Source organism: Trichocoleus sp. DQ-A2 (assembly GCF_039961915.1).
Classification (GTDB): domain Bacteria; phylum Cyanobacteriota; class Cyanobacteriia; order Cyanobacteriales; family FACHB-T130; genus FACHB-T130.
Window position 1 is genome coordinate 95,610 of record NZ_JAMPKD010000003.1, and the last position, 18,212, is coordinate 113,821.

The window sequence follows — 18,212 nt, forward strand, 5'->3', positions numbered from 1 at the left end:
GCGGTAACTAAACATCACTTCTGGATGTTGGTAATCGAGAATAGGTAATGGGTCATTAAGGAAACCAATTACCTATTACTAGCCACTAAAAGAAGGATTGATTTTAACCACATTGCAGACCTGCTCTGGCTATGCCAGTCAGATTAAAGTTCGTTGAAGTTATCGTGTGACGGTGGCGCGATCGCAATTTCTACCAATAAGGGGACGAGGGGAGAATTGCGTCGCAGGTGGTGTTTGAAATCCTCGTCAAGGCAGGCGATCGCCTGAAAACTCGACCACCGAATCGCCCGTGGGATCGACATATTTGCTTGAGACAAGACCACGGATGAGGTCGGACGTCTGGTATCTGAAATGTGGCACATCGGCGGTGGCAGCTTCGGCAATGACTTTTGCGATATCGTCACCTGTCTGCCCTATTGTGGCAAAGACTTGCTCCGTTGCCGCGAGGTATGCATCGAGCATCTTACTATATGCTTCGGGAACGGGTTGCTGCAAATTTGCCCTAGTCTCTAGGACGGATGCGACGAACTCCGTGTTAATCGCGCCCGGTTCGATCAGCGACACAGAGATACCGAGGCGTTTAACAACGGGAGCAAGACTCTCCATAAAACCCTCGACCGCAAATTTAGCGGCGCAATACGCATCGTTGAATGGGTGCCCAATGAGACCGCCGACGCTGGTAACTGTAATGATTCGCCCCGAACCGGCAGAGCGCATCAGCGGTAGGACAGCTTGGGTGACACGCCAGACGCCGAAAAAATTGACATCCATTGTTTGATTTAGATCGTCAATCGATGTTTGCTCAAGGGTTCCCAGGTAGCCAGCGCCCGCGTTATTGACAAGCACATCGATCCGACCGTAATCGCGGACAACAGAGTTTACGCACTCGTCAATGGAGGCTGCGTCCTGAACATCTAGTCTACACACTTCGAGCGTAACATTTTCCGTCTTTGCTCGCGTTTCAAGAGGATTACGCTTTTCTAGGTTACGCATGGTCGCAACGACGGTGAAGCCTGACTGCGCTAGTAACACCGCCGTACTCAATCCGACGCCCGATGATGTGCCTGTGACGAGTGCGATTCGATTCATTATTTTCCTCCGTAAATCCGTAAGACTGCTGCCCGTTTCGTTTGCCGCCTAACTATTTAATTAAACTGACTAAGTCAAAACTGACTAAGTCAGTCTAACTTCCCCAATGGGGTTCGCCGTAGCTTTATAGCAGAATTTAGTAGTAGGTACAGAAGTATCTACTACTAAGTTGTTGTGGCAGTGTTGTACCAGTTCCCTAAGTCCTAAATATCAGTGCTGTAGGCAATCTGCTTGGGTGACAGGTAGGGATAGGGAATTTTACCTTCCTGTTCCAGCTTTTTGTTCCGTTCCTCAATCTCCACTGCTATCAGATTTAGCTTCGCCATAAAAATAGCGTGGATTGAGGAGAACCGATCGTTTGCTAACGGTAATTGGAACAGTAGATGCAAAGACGGGGTGGTGAGCAGGTAGGAGAAAGAAACTTCAAAGTGAGAAATTGTAATGCTCTGCAAAGCTTCCATCACGTATTCCATTGTGATATCGCCTTCAGTTTCAGGTACTGGCTTATCCAGAACGTTGGGTCGGTTGGGGATATACGCTAGGTATTCCTTTTGGGGGAAGTTGACTGCGGAATGTTGGGCACTGGCTAGAAAAATAATGTTGGTTAGAGTTTTCACCAACAGCTCCCGCGTTTCAATAGCAGCCGGAAAACCAGAAACAGCTCCACGCTCCGGATCGGCAGTTTCCTGCGCCCAAGCTTGGATAACTTTATCTGCTGCCACTGCGGCATCATCCTTATACACAGCCGCTACAATATTGCCGACATAGTCAGTAATTGCATTCCAAATCTTGAACCCATCGTCGCGGAAGTAGTAGTCTTCAACGCCGTCCGAACCCTTCTCATCAAATCCGCGTGATAATAGCTCTTGCGGGAAGCTCATACCAGAAAAGTCCCACTTCTTCAATGCCTTCAGCAATAGCTGCATCGCTCCCGCAGTGCCCGTGGCGAAGGTTTGATTAGTAAAGGGAGCAATGTAAGAAACCAAAGTCTGACGAGCAAAGTAGTTGATGCCGATGGTGTCTTCAAAGTGCGGCTTCAGCAGTTGACCAATTGGGTGATCTTTGGGAAAGGCGTTGTGATGGCTGATGGCAAAAGGTTCTATAACCAAGTGCGTGAAGCCCAAGTGGTAGATAAACTGGTGGTACTGGTTGTCAGCACAGACTGCATGAATCTTCGCCAGTAAATACTTGTTGGGATAGGGTGAGTTAGGAGTGTAAACCTCGTTTTTACGGTCTTTATGGCGCGTTAGTTGGATGCCGAGAATGTTAAGTTGGGACTTACCATCTTCCAATAGTTCCCGGTATACCAACACGAATGCGGGATAGAAAACTTTACCGCCAAGTTGAGGGATATCTTCTAGATATCCGTAATCCAGCAAGAACAAGCGTTTTTGGGCGATCAGCTCAGGGATAGTTTTCCCTTGGGCCGTCAGGTGTGCCATGTCTTTGGGGATAACACTTTCGTCTGTGCAGAGTGTAATGCACATCGGGTTAACCCCTTGGATTAGCTGGCGGCAGAATTCCACATCATCCTTCCAAATTTTCGGAAGGTAATATGGCTGGTCGATCCAGCCAGAGAAGAAGGCTGTCCACGGATCGCCGCCCTCCTTCTGGATCTTCTCTAGCCTTTCTAAAAATCCCACCTGTGAGTAGAGGTACTCAGAGGCACGCTGCGAAATTAATCCCAGTTTCTGTGGTGGTAGCACTTCTCCTGGCGGTAGACCTTTCACCATGCGTGGCAAGTCCTCCATTGCCACGTCAGGTGCATCTTTCCGACGAGGATACTTTTGATATTCATACTTTTGGTCTTCACCGCCAGCATACTGCTGCACGATTTGCAAAACTTGCTGCTTAACCTCATCCAAAATCCCAGTCAGGAATGCGATCGCGTGTTGCTGCTGCATTTGTTTGGTGTCGGGCAGTTTTTCCCCTGAATCCAGCAACAGCCGCAGGGAAACGACAATCTCTCCACGCTCGGTACGCTGTAACGGTAGCGTTTTACGTGTTAATTGACCAGATTTCAACTCGTGCAAATCAACTTCGGCAGTACCCATAAACTCATCTTTGCCGAGGTTAGCATCCCAAACGCTGAAACGCAGCTTACCCTCAATGCTCACCAACTCAAAGGTGAACTTTTCATTCCACAAGGGGTTGCAAGTCTGCAAACAAGCCTTCGATTCTTGTGGCTTCGCCTCGTCAAGATCGATTACGACAAAAGGATCGGGATTAAACAAGCCAGTTTTGAGCAAATCCTTGCCGCTAATCACTTCAACTTCCAGCTTGCCAATACTGGGATTAAAGTGTTTATCCAAGGATTTGATCGCTTCGGCGTAAGTCTTTTCCTGACCGCTGGTGATTTGTCCGGCAAAAACCGGGCTGATTTCACTTTCAGAAAACCAATGGATCGCTGTCTCAGTCCGACTCTTGGCTGTCATCTCGATAGTGGTGAGGGCACTCGTGATGGGAAGACTAGGTTTGACTTCGACAAAGGAATATTTCAAGATGTGCTTCTGGTCATCGCGCATCTCCAGACGCTCTTTATATTCGCGCCCTGAGAGACTCTTGAAGGAGCGTATCGCCCCAACTTCGTCTTTGCCTGGGGCATCCAATTTAACCCACTCATAAATAGGCCACCATTTCATAATCTCCTGACCAAAGGGTCTGAAGACCGCCCATACTTCGTCGATAGGGGCGCGAACGATACCTGTGACATTTGCGCGGCTAGTTTTTTTCTGGGTGTCTTTGCGAGTGTCAAATTGCGATTTGACCCACTCAAATCGCTGGTTGAACATCTTTTCAATGTTGGCTTTGAGTTGCTGGGCATCTTGCCCCTCTTCAGGGATGAAGATGTTCTCATAGTTCACTTTGGTGACTTCGGCATTCACCTCCGAAAGCTTGACTGTAGCCCTGTAGAGATTGATCGGCATCGAAGCACTTTTGGTCATTTCATAGGCTAAGGTTCGCTCTTCGTTCGAGCAAGACACGAGGCTCTCCTCGACAACTCCACCGTTCGGGAAGAGGATCTGCCGCTTATTGTCAGGCTCTATTTTCACCCCAGTGGCGTATTGCACCCACGAGACATCCTGCCAATTGCCAACGACAGCCCACAACTTATCTACGGGACAGTGGACATCAAACTCGAACGAACACTTGATTCCGTCTCTTCGGAGGATGAAATTAGTGACTTCAGGGATGCGCGTTGGCAGGAAGTTTTCCATAATCTTGAGTGCTTTTGCCCGATCTTCTCGGTTCTCGCTCCGCATCACGACTTCCATCGTCAGCGACACTTCTGGACCAGTCTCCGTGTCGTATACCCGCGCAGTAGCTTCGTAGAACGTGAACAGCACATTCGGCTCTGGTATGTCGATCTTCCAGACGTGGGTTTGATCGTCCTTTACGACCAGCCGTTCGCGAGTGATCCCACCCCCGAACTCGAATCGGATGATGGCTCCCACGCCATTTTCCGGTTTTCCATCCCCAGTTTCCAGTTCAGTATTTTCGTGTGCGCCGAGAACTTTCTGCAACGAGAGATAGTCATCGAACCCAGACCAAAACTGGTTTACCGAAATGGGTATCTTTTGGACGTTCGTTCGCGAGACGTGTTTGCCAAACTCCAGATCGTCTGTCGAATTTAAAGTACTTAGTGAGGTCATTGCGAATGTCTCCATAAATGAACGCGATGGACTGTTGATGAAAATAAAATTGCTAAATTAAGCTTTGTTGAGGTAGGTACACGACTTTTACTTAGCTGTGATTTGGTAAATTTTGCAAGTCTTACATACTGATTCCAGCGCTCCTCCCAGGGAGATTTAAGTATTTTTTACGGCTGGTTTTATTGTGGGGTTTAAAAGAGTAGATTTATCCGGTTCTTTTCTAACTCATGATTCTGGCGATTTGCCTAATGTCAACATAATCGTTTGCGAAAAAAGTATCCTACCCATGATTCATCGCGGATACTGGTACGCAAACGAACTTGAGAGCTTGCCTCAGAAGAAAACCACAATCCCCAGCCAATCAATTCCTGAAAATCTTATCCAACAAAGTGTTCCTGCTTTGCCTGAACGAGCAAAATTCATTGATGTTTTCATAAGTCAAGTTTGCCGCGTCCATCAAATATCAGCCACCGAAGTTTAGGATCTAAACAAAGAACTTAAATATTTCTGCCGATCAAGTTTTTGAAGCCAGACATCGTAAGCTTTTCATCCGGGAAAAAATTAAGAGGCTAACTTTGCGAAGTTACTTAAAATCGGAAAATTTATTAATCTTCGGATCGAACAGCCTATAGCTTTGCCATAATCGGGGTGATTAAATTCCCTGAGGTTCAGGAAATCTATATCCGAAGTTTGTAGCAGTCTATTTAGTGGGGTGGAACCTATTACCCACAGACCATATACACCGGGTTTTGCCTGCCCCACAGGTTGCTGTGTTTGTTAAACTCAGATATTTCTCTGATGAATTTACAACAACAAAAACGTAGGCGTGGTGTGATTCTCACGCCCCAAGGATTAAAGAAACTCCAGGCTGCAAAATCTGAAGCGGAAAGTTGCGAAAAATCTAACAATCGGTACACTCTGGAAGCGTTAAGCGATCGCACTGGCTTAGATCCAGATACCCTGATGAAGGTATTTGCTTGTGACGCTGGGGTTGATAAGCGCACCCTGAGTCGTTGCTTCAGAGCTTTTAACCTCTTATTGGAACAAAGTGATTACGATTTACCCGCTTCTAAAATTGAGCCGGTTGCGGAGCCAGGAAGTGCCACGACGAAAGCAGGACAGCAAGATTGGGGTGAGGCTCCTGAGTGTGCGATTTTCTCCGGTCGCACAGAAGAACTGGCAACCTTGACGCACTGGATTTTATCGGAACGCTGCCGACTGGTAACGCTGTTAGGAATCGGCGGAATTGGAAAAACCTGTCTGGCGGTGAAACTAGCCCATCAAATTCAAGATCGATTCGAGTTTACGATCTGGCGAAGTCTACGCAATGCTCCGCCCCTCAAGGAGATGCTAGCAGAGCTAATCCAATTTCTATCAAATGAGCGGGAAACTAATTTACCAGCAACGGTAGAGGGGAGAATTTCGCTATTAATTCGTTATTTAAAGCTTTCTCGCTGTCTGTTAGTGTTCGATAATGCGGAGGCGATTCTGCACGGGGGCGATTTGTCCAAGCCTTCCTTGCACTTTAGCACTGGACACTATCGCCAAGGCTATGAGGATTATGGTGAACTTTTGGAAAGGATAGGAGAAACACCCCATCAAAGTTGCATGGTGCTAACAAGCCGGGAGAAGCCAAAAGGAATTGGATTACTGGAAGGAGAAACTTTACCCGTTCGAGTCCTGAAACTAAAAGGTTTGCAGGTAGCGCCAGTACAGGAAATATTGAGGGCTAAAAGTTCTTTATGGGGTTCGCCGAGCGATTGGAGCCAGCTAATTGAATATTATGCAGGAAATCCATTCGCATTAAAAATCGTCTCGACGACGATTCAAAAGTTATTCCACGGGAATATTTCTGATTTTTTAAGCCAAAAAATTACAGTGTTTGGTGAAATTCGCAATCTTTTAGAGCAACAATTTAAGCGGTTGTCCGAGACGGAAAAGATAATTATTAACTGCCTCGCCCTGAGTAACCAAATCCTTTCATTTTCACAATTGCGGGAGAAGCTACCGCCCTCGATCTCACCGCAAAAACTGCTAGAAGCCTTGGAATCATTGGAAGAGCGATCGCTAATCGAAAAAAAGGCTGCATTTTTCTTTTTGCAGCCTGTGGTTATGGAATTTGTAAGCGACCAATTAATCGAAGAAAAAATTACCCAAGTGCCGCTGCGAATCGTGTCTAGTGACGAGTATCCCAGATTTGCGGCTAGGAGCTAAAAGCGATCGCTAGTTGGCACCACAGAACTTGCGATCGCGGTCTACTTCCGGTTCTTGCCAGGAAAAGGCAAAATGGCTGATTGAATTGACTTGCGGTGCCCCAGCGCGGATCGCTTGCATCTGCTGTTCTAAGGACGGACGAGAATTGAACGACTTGCCCCAAGCCCCCGCTAGTACGGGTGAAACCTGAGTGCCGGGTGGCGCAAGACTCAAAACCCGCTCAACTTGCGGGACAATGCAGCTGGTGTTGCCGCAGGTTGCATAGGACATCGGATGCCATTCCATATAACTGGGAAACCGATCCCACGGTTGCACTCTCGAATCATACCCCCCTTGACCGACGGTTTGATTCCCCTCCGGGAAAAACACTGCCCCCGTGCGGATTCTTTGTCGCTGGGCGGGGAGGCTGGCTAACGCCACAAAGTCTACAACGCCTTGAGCCGCATGGGCAACACTCAGTTGCCACAACTCCCATTGCAGACGGGCTTGACGCTGTGAGGCGGTTGCTTTCATTTCGTCGGCAGCGGGGTTGCGTCCCTGCCAGAGGGGCGATCCCTCATCTGGGTAAAGTTTATCCACCCCTGCAACATCGCCCGCGCTAATGAATCCCTTGGTAATATATCGCTCGATCAGTTCTCGTCCCTTATTGTTGAGGGCGCGGTCATACAAAGCCTGTCGAGAACCATCTCCGTAAATCCATAAATCTTGGACTTTCGTTACCACCGAAGCGCTTCCTGACTGGCGAGGATACCGAATGTAGTCAAACAGCACTCCATCGGGGCGGCGACGAACCACCTCTTGAACCAGCTGGTAATAGTCTCGTTTTGCTTGGGCGTTGTAAGGATCGATGAAGGCTTGAGAACCGTCCTCCGTGACCGACAAACTGGTTTTTCCCATACCATCGCGGGCTAGCGCTTGCTGTCGATCGGGTCGCTGGGAGTAGGAGTAGCCAAAGTTCATGGCGAACATCCACGCATAGACTTGCATCCCCCGTTCGCGCCCTTTGTTAATCGCTTGTGCGAGCAAGTCTACTTTCTCAGCCCCTGGAGTTCTGATGACAGAAGGCCAGGGTGTGGAGTTTTCTGCCTTAGGCAGTAGCACCTGACCGTCAGAAAAAACTTCGACATAGACCTGGTTGTAGCCCCGGTTAACCAAGCGATCCATTAATTCATCTAGTGCCCCAGGACGGATGTCACAGGGATACAGGCGCAGCCAGATTGCCTGTACGCGGGGCCAAGTTTGCTGACGACACTGCTGCAAACTCTCTGCGTGTTTTTTCAAGAGCGTTCTGTAGCGACCTTGGGAATCCGAGTTTCCCTTCACGGCTGAAACACGCAAACTTTCTTTTTGGGCGATCGCATCTGCTGAAAGTTGGCAATATGCCCTTGTTTGAGCTAGAGCAGATTGCGAACCCAAGTAAGGGTTGATAAGACTACTACTGGTCAGAACTGCTGCAACTAAACCGCGATAGACACGCTGCCAAGTTTGCGGCAATCTTAACGATGCCTGACCCACGAACTTCCTCCTAAACACCAATCTCATAGAACTGTTAGATATGTCTACCCATCAGACGAAAGGATGGAACATAAGGTGTCATCCGAACCGATTTCGCTGGTTGAGCATCATATCAGCACTTGTCTGAGTACTTGTCAATTGACTCTATACACAGATTTACCCGCGTTTCCGGCAAATCTCTGCTTTTTAATAGAAATAGGCACCCATAAGATCGACGCTACCAACTGCCACGTCTGTTGCCATTTGGGCTTTTCAAACCAAAGCCCAAACAGGATTTCAAGATTTTATCTTCTGAAATTAAAACAAAATGGCGTAATCTGTCATTGCTTTGTCTGCGGCGCTTGGTCTGTAGCGCTTTATCTGCGGCGATCGCATCCGCCGTCTGTGCTGCGTGTTGCAGCGGATGCGATCGCTCCACTGGTCACGGTAAATTCACTCCATCTGCCATCATCCCCAACCGGGTCTTAGAGCAGTGGACGCGATCTCCATAAAAGCGATTAGCGATTAGCCAGTGAATGAACAGCTAACAGCTAACAACTCGCCAGCTAGTTCTTCAAGCTTCTCGTCTCAAAGCTGCTTCCACCTGCTGGAACTCTTGCTCTAAGCGAGTCTTCAGTTTTTCCGGCAGCGGACGATTCGGATAAGAGCTGTAATGCCCTGCTATTGAATTCAATGCAGTTCGCATCGTCGTGTAAGAACTCAGCTTAGCGACAGAGCTATCCCGCCGATAGCGAGAGGCAAAATCGTTAATAATCTGACGCGCTTGTGACTGAGCTGCTGCCTTGTCTGCCGAACCCTCTGGCAATTCAATTGCTGTTCTCAAACCTTGCAACAAAGCCAAGGTATCTTGGCGGTAATCTCCACTCAGTCCTAGCGAGCTGCTGGAGGAACAGCCCATCAATCCCATCGTAACTACCAAAACCAGGGCTAGGAGACGTGACCAATAACGCTTCATAAGTATTTTTTTTACCAAACGAGATGGAAATGCAAAATCAGAGTTTATCCTATCTCGAATTGGAACCCTTAGAATTTTAGATTTTAAATTTTAGAGATAAGACGTTTGGTGTAAATAAACGTAGACTCTCGATGGTTCCTAGTTTAGGAATTATGGTTTGTAGGAACAATCCATAAACTTTTACCCCCCGTTACATTTATTTGTGCCCCTATATTCAACTATTTTCATCCTTTTAACAGATGCGGAAAAAAATGGAAGTTCCTATTTTTTTAGCTTTGCTAAATCAAATAATCTGATAGGAATACTTCTGACAGGTATCCCACAACGAGTAAGGGCAGAAGCTCTGCCCCTACCTTCTTTTAATCAATCGTTTTTCTGGACAAGTTAACCGAAGCGACCGCTTACATATTCCTGTGTTGCTTGCTGCTGAGGACTTTGGAAGATAACCTCGGTGCGGTCGTACTCGACTAAATAACCAATACGACCTCCTTTTTCGGTTGGTTCGACATTGAAAAAGGCTGTCATATCAGATACTCGCGATGCCTGCTGCATATTGTGCGTCACGATCACGATGGTGTATTGCTCTTTGAGTTGGTGGAGCAAATCTTCAACTCGCAGCGTGGAAATGGGGTCGAGAGCGGAGCAGGGTTCATCCATCAGGATCACGTCTGGCTGAACAGCGATCGCTCTGGCAATACACAACCGCTGCTGCTGTCCCCCAGACAAAGATAAACCACTCGCTCGAAGTTTATCTTTCACTTCATCCCACAGAGCCGCTTGCCGCAAACTCCGCTCTACCAATTCATCCAAATCGCCCCGATATCCATTAATCCGGGCACCAAAGGTGATGTTGTCATAAATCGATTTAGGAAATGGGTTTGGTCTTTGGAACACCATCCCAATCCGTCGCCGCACCTCTACGGGATCGATTTCTGGAGCGTAAAGATCTTGACCGTGGTAAGTGACTTTGCCTTCTGCCCGAAAACTTTTAATTAAATCATTGAGGCGGTTATAGCAGCGCAACAAGGTACTTTTTCCACAACCCGAAGGTCCAATAAAAGCCGTAACCCGGTTTTTGGGAATATCTATCGAAATGTCTCGAAGTGCTAAAAAATTTCCGTAGTATACCTTTAGATTTTCTGTCTGTAAAACAGTCTCAGTTTGATTCTTGGTTTGAGAATTCGACAACATAAATAATCAGATCGGTTTTTGGGTTTAACAGGCTAACAAAAACCCTGTAGGTTTTTGGGCAGATGATTGGGCGAAGGATTGTGTTGCTTGGGAAGTCAAGGAGATTACGGCTTCGTCCTTAAGGTTAAAAACAGCGCCTAGCATACTATTAAACCTCGGTATGTATTCATTGTTGCATTACTTTGTTTAAGTTTCCGTATCATAGCAACACATATTTGAACAATTGTTCATCAATAAACTCGACGAGCCGTTGCTAAACGAGAAATCATGCTGGTTATCAGAACCAGTAAAACTAGGATGAAAGAAGCCGCCCAAGCGAATTCTTGCTGATTTTTAAATGGAGACGTAGCGAAGTTGTAAACTAAAACCGCTAGGGAAGCCGTTGGTTCTTTTAATTGATTGTTCCAATTAGGCCAATATTGGGTGAAAAGGGAAGTAAATAATAGGGGTGCTGTTTCACCAGCAGCACGAGCAACTGCCAGCGTCGTTCCCGTCACAATTGCTGGGAGTGCTGCTGGCAAAATCACGCGAGACACCGTTTGAAAGTTAGTTGCTCCCAGTCCGACCGATGCTTGTCGGATTTCTTGCGGAACCAATCTTAAAGCTTCTTCGGTTGCCCGAATTACAATTGGCAACATCAAGATTGATAAAGCAAATCCTCCCGCCCATGCGGAATAAGTTCCCATTGTGAGAACGACGGCGGCATAAGCGAAGACGCCCACAATGATAGAGGGAACTCCACTCAGGACGTTGGTGGCAAAGCGAATCCAGTAAGAAAACTTACCCGTATTACTAAACTCAGACAAATAAATGGCTGCCATGATGCCAAAGGGAATGCTAATCAGGGCAGCAATTCCAACCATGATGAGGGTTCCCAGAATGGCGTTGCCAAACCCGCCTCCGGGTACTAAGGGAGGGGGCGGCAGTTCCGTGAACGCACTCGCGTTCAGCTGGCTTATACCCTGGATAATTACGTAGGAAAGCACCGCCACCAAAGGCAGGATAGCCAGGACAGCACAAAGAAACGTTAGCGCCGTCATCACGATCCCAAACAGTGTCCGGGGGGAAGTAGGCGATCGCTTCAAACTACGACTGGGAAATCCGGAAACTGGTTGAGCCTGGGGTTTAGACATCATATTTGTGGTCGGTGGTCAGTGGTCGATTATGGAGGGGCGGCTTTCACCAGATATCTGCCAGTAGCTTTCCTATACTGATAAACCCGCCTGTGCAAGTCTGCTGTCATCTCAGAACAAGGAACGGATTAAATTCGCTGGACGCGCTCAATGAGTATCTGAGCCAAGATATTCACTAACAGCGTGAGGACAAATAGAATTAACGCAGCATACATTAGGGCTGCCACTTGCAGACCGCTTGCTTCTGCAAATTGGTTGGCGAGTAGGGAAGCAATCGTGTTGGACGGAGCCAAGATAGAAGGACTGATGTTGTTAGAATTCCCAATCAACATCGTTACAGCCATTGTTTCTCCCAAAGCTCGACCCAGTGCCAGCATCACTGCGCCCACAATTCCAGAGAAAGCGGACGGGAGTAGCACTTTGAGAATGGTCTCCCAACGAGTCGCTCCCAACCCAACTGACGCCTGCCGCAAGTCTGGAGGTAACGAGATGAGGGCGTCACGAGAAAGGGCTGCGATAGTCGGCAATACCATAATGGCGAGGACGAGCGCTGCCGGGAGCAAGCCTGGGCCACGCAGCGGCGTGCTAAAAATGGGCAGCCAACCCAAAGATGCGTTAAGCCAGTTACCTACGACCTTCAAAAGGGGAATCAGAACAAAAATTCCCCACAAACCATAGACCACACTGGGAATCGCTGCTAGCAGTTCTACGAGGAAAACAATTACCACCTGAATTCGTGGCGGCAAATAATCTTCACTCAGAAAAAGAGCTACGCCAATCCCGACTGGCACGGCAATCAACAGGGCAATCGCTGAGCTAGCGATCGTGCCGTATAGTTGAGGCAGCGCTCCGTACTGATTGCGAACTGGGTCCCAATTAGTGGAGGTAATAAAGCTAAACCCAAATTCTGTAATCGCAGGCCAAGCTTTAATTGCAACTTGTACCGTTATCCAAATCAGGATTACAGCAACTGCAAACGCAAAAATTCGAGTTAGCCAAATAAAGCCCCGATCCATCGTCCGATCCCAATCGGAGCGGGGTTTCATAATTTTCTGCGAACCGGAGGTCACGGAACTCACGGGATTATTTTCCTCAGACACTGGTTAGTAAAAGCAATAAACGCTTGTATTCGTTGATGCAAGCTAGACCCGTACCATTTTTTTTACTCAGAATGCAATTTTTTCAATTGCTAGACATTCCAGCTTAGCAGGGGCAGTTTTGCTATTAGCCTACCGTCTAATCGTAAAGGATAGAGTAAAGGTCAGGTTAAGGTATGGCTTTAGTTGTCTGCAAACCAAGTGATAAAATGCCATCGTTTCAATAAATACGATCAAAAGGGCCGAACGTGGTTCAAGCATCGGTGTCAAACGTGGATGTTAACAGCAAGTCTCAGGAGTCACTGCGGCAATGGCTGCAAAACCTGACCTCTCGGATTATTGCTGGCGAGCGGATTGGGAGAGCTGAAGCGATCGCTCTATCCCAAATTGAAGGTGAAGAAAATATTTTGCTGCTATGCGAAGCAGCCGACAAAGTCCGTCAAGCTTGTTGCGGAAACGTAGTCGATTTATGCAGCATTGTCAATGTGAAATCTGGCAATTGCTCGGAAAATTGCGGCTTCTGTTCCCAGTCTGCTCACCACCCCGGTCAAGACTCGCCAATCTATGGCTTGAAATCCACCGAGGAGATTCTTGCCCAAGCCAAAGCAGCTGAAGCAGCCGGGGCAAAGCGGTTTTGTTTAGTTTCTCAAGGACGCGGCATTAAGTACAACAGCCCCAAATCGACGGAATTTGAACAAATTCTGGAAACGGTGAGCCGAATTATTGCCGAAACCCAGATTAAACCTTGCTGTGCGTTGGGAGAAGTGACGCCAGAACAAGCTCAGGCGCTAGCTGAGGCGGGGGTAACGCGGTACAACCATAATTTAGAGGCATCGGAGAACTTCTTCGAGCAAATCGTGACGACTCATACTTGGCGCGATCGCGTCCAAACCATCCAAAATCTTAAAGCTGCGGGAATTCAAGCCTGCACGGGTGGAATTATGGGATTGGGCGAAAGCTGGGAAGACCGAGTGGATCTGGCGTTGGCGTTGCGGGAATTAGAAGTCGAATCCGTCCCGCTGAATTTATTAAATCCCAGAGAAGGGACACCCTTAAGCGATCGCCCAAAAATCGATCCTTATGAAGCCCTCAAAGCGATCGCCATTTTCCGCCTCATCCTGCCCGAACAAATTCTGCGCTACGCTGGCGGACGGGAAGCCGTGATGGGAGAACTCCAAGCAATGGGCTTTCAAGCGGGAATGAATGCCATGCTGATTGGACACTACCTCACCACCATCGGGCAACCGCCAGAGCAAGACCATGCTATGCTCGAATCCCTAGGGCTGACGGGCGGCGAAGCACCCATTCCCGGCGAATACACTGCTAAGGTATGAGTGCTTTAGGGGCGGGACTCCCCGCTCCTGGTGAGGGCTGAGGGCTGAGGACTGAGGACTGAGGACTGAGGACTGAGGACTGAGGACTGAGGACTGAGGACTGAGGACTGAGGACTGAGGACTGAGGACTGAGGACTGAGGACTGAGGACTGAGGACTATTTCTCCCTCGCTCTTTGACGCTTCTGCTCTTTGACGCTTCTGCTTCTTTACTTCCCTGCTCTTTTACTCCCCTGCTTCTTTACCCTTGTGTTTGCTCCCACTGAACTACTGTGGGCCTTGATTGGCTTACTCCTAACGATTGGTGGTACGTTTCTGGAAGCGTATGTCCCCAGCCTTCCTTGGAATTGGTCTCAGCAAGGGATTCAAACTCACTCGCTGGGCGTGACCTATCAAATCGGTGCCGTGCTGCTAGTTGGCTGTATGGGCGGTAAAAATGCCGGGGCACTCTCTCAAATTGCTTACCTGGCATTGGGTCTCACTCCCTGGTTTCCAGTCTTTTCTCAAGGCGGAGGTCTCGACTATCTCACAGAACCCAGCTTTGGCTACTTACTAGGCTTTATTCCGGGTGCGTGGATCTGTGGCTTAGTGGCTTTTAAGGCACCGCAGCGATTGGAGTCTTTGTCCTTCAGCTGTATTTGTGGGTTGCTGGTCATCCATATCACTGGTTTGACTTATCTAATCGTGACCCATTTGTTAACCTTGGGAGCGGTATTACTGCCGTTATGGGAAGCAGTTTTGAAATACTCCGTCTATCCTTTACCAGCCCAAATGGCAATTGTTTGTGCAGTGACAGTCTTGGCTTATTTCTTACGCCAGCTAATGCTTTATTAAGTCGTTGGTTCGGTCATTAGTCAAGCGCTCGTTGGTCATGGGGTAGTGGGTTGATAGTCTACCGATACTGATTACTAAAAAACGATTGACTAATCACTCATCACGAATAACTAATGACTAATGAATAATTACAATGAATTTTAAAAATCACTATTTTTGGCTCGCCGCTTTCGTTAGTCTGATTCTGGATCGGGTAACTAAATATTGGGTGGTGCAGAATTTTGTCTATAAAGAAACGTGGGCGCTGTGGCCTAATGTATTCCACTTTACCTATGAATTGAACCCTGGGGCAGCTTTTAGCTGGTTTCAAGGAGAAGTTTGGTTGCCCTGGCTTTCTTTGGGGGTGAGTCTATTCTTGATCGGATTCGCTTTAGTAAACCCCCATTTGGATCGTTGGGAACAATTAGGCTGTGGCTTTATCTTAGGTGGAGCGGTGGGCAATGGAATTGACCGATTTTTCAACAGTTGCGTTATCAATGACAAATTTTTCAATGGTTGCGTCGTTGATTTCTTGGATTTTCGGCTGATTCACTTTGCAGTATTTAATCTGGCAGATATGTTTATTAATGTAGGCATGGTGTGTTTATTGATTGCCTGGTTTTGGAATCAACCTTCCTCATCTGGCAGACCACGCTGAAGAGATGAGGGCAGAGGAAGCAGAGGGAAGTGGGAGAAAGCTGATTTTTCCGTTGATAATTAATTCCCTTCTTTAGTTTTTTAAAAGACGATTTGTTAAAACCTATCTTTGTAAGCTCTTTCTCTTTTTCACAACGCCTCCCTAGGCAAGAGATTAGAATATTTAGTACAAACCTCTTGCTTGTCGCATTGAGCCTTTTGCCTCTGACATGACCTCACCCCAACAACCGCCTAAAACCATCCTGGGTCAACTAACTCAGGCAGTACAGACCATTCAAGCTAAGGTAAATTTTAATGCGCTGGCGCTGAAGCCCAATGCCAGAGTGCCGGAACTATGGGTGCAGGATGCCGGTGCTGCTAAGGCAGAGGTTTATCCACTATTGGGCGATCGCTATTTACTGGGACGCAGTTCTAAATCTTGCGATATCGTGGTGCGGAACCCAGTTATCAGTCAGATTCATCTTTCATTAAACCGAGAAGGACGGCGCGGGCAGTCCTTTGTCATCAAGGATGAAAACTCTACCAATGGCATCTACCGAGGGAGACGGCGGCTCAATAGCCTCATACTACGCCACGGCGATATCCTCACCCTAGGACCACCGGAATTGGCGGATGCGGTTCGGCTTCAGTACCACAATCCTCCCCCCTGGTACGTCCTGGCGACTCGTTACGCCCTCTATGGGGTGGGTGGACTGACCAGTTTATTGGCATTGTGGATTCTTTTTGAGTGGCGCAATATTCCGATTCGACCTTTGCCCGCTGGCGTACAAGGACCAGTAGTAATTAATTCTGATGACGGAACGCCGTTACAGCGTCCCCGAACGATAGCGCACCGGGAATTGGGGCGATTATCAGATTTTTCCAAGTATCTGCCTCAAGCGGTGATTGCATCGGAAGACAGCCGCTATTACTGGCACTTCGGGGTCGATCCCGTTGGCACGCTGCGGGCGGTGGTGACGAATGTCAAGGGAGGCGGAATTCGTCAAGGCGGTAGCACGATTACGCAACAGTTGGCGCGGAGTTTGTTTCGGGAGTATGTGGGGACAGAAGATAGCGCGGGGCGAAAAATCAAGGAAGCGATCGTCGCTCTGAAGCTGGAGACGTTCTACAGTAAGAACGAGATCATGCGGAATTATCTGAACCGCATCTACCTGGGTGTTGGCGCGAACGGGTTTGAGGACGCGGCTCAGTTTTATTTCGACAAATCTGCCAGAGACTTAAATATTTCTGAAGCGGCGACGCTGGTGGCGATTTTGCCAGCACCGAATAGTTTTAATCCGATTCGGGATTATAAAACGGCGATTGGACTGCGCGATCGCATTATCAACCGCATGGCAAATCTAGGGTTTATCAGTGCGGAAGAAGCTCAACGAGCAAGGCGATCGCGGATTGACGTTAGCCCCAAAGCCAGAGAAGCTTTGGCTAGCATCAAGGCACCCTATTTTTACAGCTACGTTTTCACCGAACTCCAATTCTTGTTGGGAGATCAACTGGCAAAAGAAGGCAATTTTTTTGTCGAAACCAATCTGGATCTGGAGACTCAGCAAAAGGCGGAAACTGCCCTCCGCAACGGAGTTAATACCATTGGGGGAAGTTACAGGTTCTCTGAGGGAGCAATTGTCACCCTCGACTCCAGCAACGGGTCAATTCGCGCCTTGGTCGGTGGCACAGATTATCAAAAAAGTCAATTTAATCGCGCGACTCAAGCCAAGCGACAACCGGGTTCCACCTTCAAAATTTTTGCCTACGCTTCAGCGCTTGAACAAGGTAACTCGCCGGGAAAGTTTTATTCTTGCGCCCCTTTAGTGTGGCAGAATCAACGCTTTCGGGGGTGCGAAAGAGTAGGGGGTAGCGGGACGGATATGTACACCGGGCTTGCCCAGTCGGAGAATGCGATCGCGCTGCGGGTAGCGCAGGATGTTGGTTTAGATCGGGTGGTGGAGATGGCTCGACGACTGGGCATCACAACGCCGCTTAATCCGGTTCCCGGTTTGGTGTTGGGGCAAAGCGAAACCACTGTCTTGGAGATGACGGGGGCTTTCGGTGCCTTGGAAAATGGCGGCGTCTGGAATCGCGCCCATGCTATTCAGCGGATTCGGGACAGCAGCGATTGCAAAGATTTCAACAATCCGCAAACCTGCCGGGTGATTTACTCCTTCGAGGAGGAAGCAGGGGCAACGAAGCGGGTGCTGTCACAGGGAATCGCAGATACCATGACGAATATGCTTCGGGGCGCAGTGCGAGGGGGTACGGCACGGGCGGCGTCGATTGGATTCGGAGAGGTGGGGAAGACGGGCACCACGAATAGCGGCGTTGACTTGTGGTTTATTGGCTACGTTCCCAGTCAGGATCTCGTCACCGGCATTTGGCTGGGAAATGACGACAACACTCCAACGCGAGGAAGTAGCGGACAAGCTGCCCAAGTTTGGGCAAACTATATGCGGCAAGTGGTGCGTTAAGCTATGTTGCTAGATATTTTCACGGGTGCGATCGCTCTTTGAGATTGAGGAGAATGCGATCGCTCTAATTTCTCGCATTTCTGTTTCCCATATTTCTTACTACA

Annotated in this window: 14 protein-coding genes; 5 read left to right on the forward strand and 9 right to left on the reverse strand. The window is 48.3% G+C overall.

What is annotated here, in order from left to right; translation table 11 throughout:
* Positions 1-143 precede the first annotated feature (143 nt).
* From NC997_RS03325 to NC997_RS03335, 3 genes are all read right to left on the reverse strand, one after another.
* Positions 144-302, reverse strand: a complete 159-nt coding sequence (locus tag NC997_RS03325) for a hypothetical protein (RefSeq protein ID WP_190431998.1) — start codon at positions 300-302, stop codon at positions 144-146.
* Positions 247-1,089 carry an SDR family oxidoreductase gene (locus tag NC997_RS03330; protein ID WP_190526725.1) on the reverse strand — a complete coding sequence of 281 codons (843 nt, stop codon included), beginning with the start codon at positions 1,087-1,089 and terminating at the stop codon, positions 247-249. Before NC997_RS03330 ends, NC997_RS03325 begins: the two co-directional genes overlap by 56 nt.
* A 203-nt stretch (positions 1,090-1,292) precedes the next feature.
* Positions 1,293-4,742 carry a lipoxygenase family protein gene (locus NC997_RS03335; RefSeq protein WP_242031339.1) on the reverse strand — a complete coding sequence of 1,150 codons (3,450 nt, stop codon included), beginning with the start codon at positions 4,740-4,742 and terminating at the stop codon, positions 1,293-1,295.
* A 798-nt stretch (positions 4,743-5,540) separates the two neighbouring features.
* On the opposite strand from NC997_RS03335, the gene NC997_RS03340 reads away from it, so the two are divergent.
* The gene (locus tag NC997_RS03340) at positions 5,541-6,956 is read left to right on the forward strand and encodes an NB-ARC domain-containing protein (protein ID WP_190526728.1); all 1,416 of its coding nucleotides are present in this window, start codon (positions 5,541-5,543) and stop codon (positions 6,954-6,956) included.
* Between the two features lie 9 nt (positions 6,957-6,965).
* On the opposite strand, the gene NC997_RS03345 is transcribed toward NC997_RS03340, so the two are convergent.
* The 6 genes from NC997_RS03345 to pstC all read right to left on the reverse strand — a co-directional run bounded on the left by NC997_RS03345 (position 6,966) and on the right by pstC (position 12,796).
* Positions 6,966-8,498: a family 10 glycosylhydrolase gene (locus NC997_RS03345; protein ID WP_190526729.1), complete on the reverse strand. Its 1,533-nt coding sequence runs from the start codon at positions 8,496-8,498 to the stop codon at positions 6,966-6,968.
* 190 nt (positions 8,499-8,688) lie between these two features.
* Positions 8,689-8,889 carry a hypothetical protein gene (locus NC997_RS03350; RefSeq protein WP_190666740.1) on the reverse strand — a complete coding sequence of 67 codons (201 nt, stop codon included), beginning with the start codon at positions 8,887-8,889 and terminating at the stop codon, positions 8,689-8,691.
* Between the two features lie 135 nt (positions 8,890-9,024).
* Positions 9,025-9,426, reverse strand: a complete 402-nt coding sequence (gene psb27, locus NC997_RS03355; RefSeq protein ID WP_190414987.1) for a photosystem II protein Psb27 — start codon at positions 9,424-9,426, stop codon at positions 9,025-9,027.
* A gap of 384 nt (positions 9,427-9,810) precedes the next feature.
* Positions 9,811-10,617: a phosphate ABC transporter ATP-binding protein PstB gene (gene pstB / locus NC997_RS03360; RefSeq protein WP_190414986.1), complete on the reverse strand. Its 807-nt coding sequence runs from the start codon at positions 10,615-10,617 to the stop codon at positions 9,811-9,813.
* 230 nt (positions 10,618-10,847) lie between these two features.
* Complete coding sequence (pstA, locus tag NC997_RS03365) at positions 10,848-11,750, reverse strand: phosphate ABC transporter permease PstA (protein ID WP_190432156.1); 903 nt, start codon at positions 11,748-11,750, stop codon at positions 10,848-10,850.
* Positions 11,751-11,878: 128 nt separating this feature from the next.
* A complete protein-coding gene (pstC, locus tag NC997_RS03370; protein ID WP_190526743.1) occupies positions 11,879-12,796 on the reverse strand; it encodes a phosphate ABC transporter permease subunit PstC in 918 nt (305 codons plus the stop codon).
* A gap of 299 nt (positions 12,797-13,095) precedes the next feature.
* Here pstC and bioB point away from each other — a divergent pair, with 299 nt between their 5' ends.
* The 4 genes from bioB (at position 13,096) to NC997_RS03390 (ending at position 18,108) form a co-directional block, all read left to right on the forward strand.
* The gene (bioB, locus tag NC997_RS03375; RefSeq protein ID WP_190431981.1) at positions 13,096-14,181 is read left to right on the forward strand and encodes a biotin synthase BioB; all 1,086 of its coding nucleotides are present in this window, start codon (positions 13,096-13,098) and stop codon (positions 14,179-14,181) included.
* A 247-nt stretch (positions 14,182-14,428) separates the two neighbouring features.
* Positions 14,429-15,013: a biotin transporter BioY gene (locus NC997_RS03380; RefSeq protein WP_190414984.1), complete on the forward strand. Its 585-nt coding sequence runs from the start codon at positions 14,429-14,431 to the stop codon at positions 15,011-15,013.
* A gap of 133 nt (positions 15,014-15,146) precedes the next feature.
* Positions 15,147-15,650, forward strand: coding sequence for a signal peptidase II (gene lspA / locus NC997_RS03385; protein WP_190414983.1), 504 nt, complete (start codon positions 15,147-15,149; stop codon positions 15,648-15,650).
* Positions 15,651-15,858: 208 nt separating this feature from the next.
* Positions 15,859-18,108 (forward strand): transglycosylase domain-containing protein, encoded by a 2,250-nt coding sequence (locus tag NC997_RS03390; protein ID WP_190528862.1) that lies wholly within the window; start codon positions 15,859-15,861, stop codon positions 18,106-18,108.
* The last annotated feature ends 104 nt before the right edge of the window (positions 18,109-18,212 follow it).

Bases quoted from the DNA above. Each gene is read 5' to 3' on its own strand.
- pstB (WP_190414986.1), bottom strand. From the start codon at position 10,617: ATGTTGTCGAATTCTCAAACCAAGAATCAAACTGAGACTGTTTTACAG.
- NC997_RS03340 (WP_190526728.1), top strand. From the start codon at position 5,541: ATGAATTTACAACAACAAAAACGTAGGCGTGGTGTGATTCTCACGCCC.
- pstA (WP_190432156.1), bottom strand. From the start codon at position 11,750: ATGTCTAAACCCCAGGCTCAACCAGTTTCCGGATTTCCCAGTCGTAGT.
- lspA (WP_190414983.1), top strand. From the start codon at position 15,147: ATGAATTTTAAAAATCACTATTTTTGGCTCGCCGCTTTCGTTAGTCTG.
- NC997_RS03390 (WP_190528862.1), top strand. From the start codon at position 15,859: ATGACCTCACCCCAACAACCGCCTAAAACCATCCTGGGTCAACTAACT.
- NC997_RS03345 (WP_190526729.1), bottom strand. From the start codon at position 8,498: ATGAGATTGGTGTTTAGGAGGAAGTTCGTGGGTCAGGCATCGTTAAGA.
- psb27 (WP_190414987.1), bottom strand. From the start codon at position 9,426: ATGAAGCGTTATTGGTCACGTCTCCTAGCCCTGGTTTTGGTAGTTACG.
- NC997_RS03325 (WP_190431998.1), bottom strand. From the start codon at position 302: ATGTCGATCCCACGGGCGATTCGGTGGTCGAGTTTTCAGGCGATCGCC.
- NC997_RS03330 (WP_190526725.1), bottom strand. From the start codon at position 1,089: ATGAATCGAATCGCACTCGTCACAGGCACATCATCGGGCGTCGGATTG.
- NC997_RS03335 (WP_242031339.1), bottom strand. From the start codon at position 4,742: ATGACCTCACTAAGTACTTTAAATTCGACAGACGATCTGGAGTTTGGC.
- pstC (WP_190526743.1), bottom strand. From the start codon at position 12,796: ATGAAACCCCGCTCCGATTGGGATCGGACGATGGATCGGGGCTTTATT.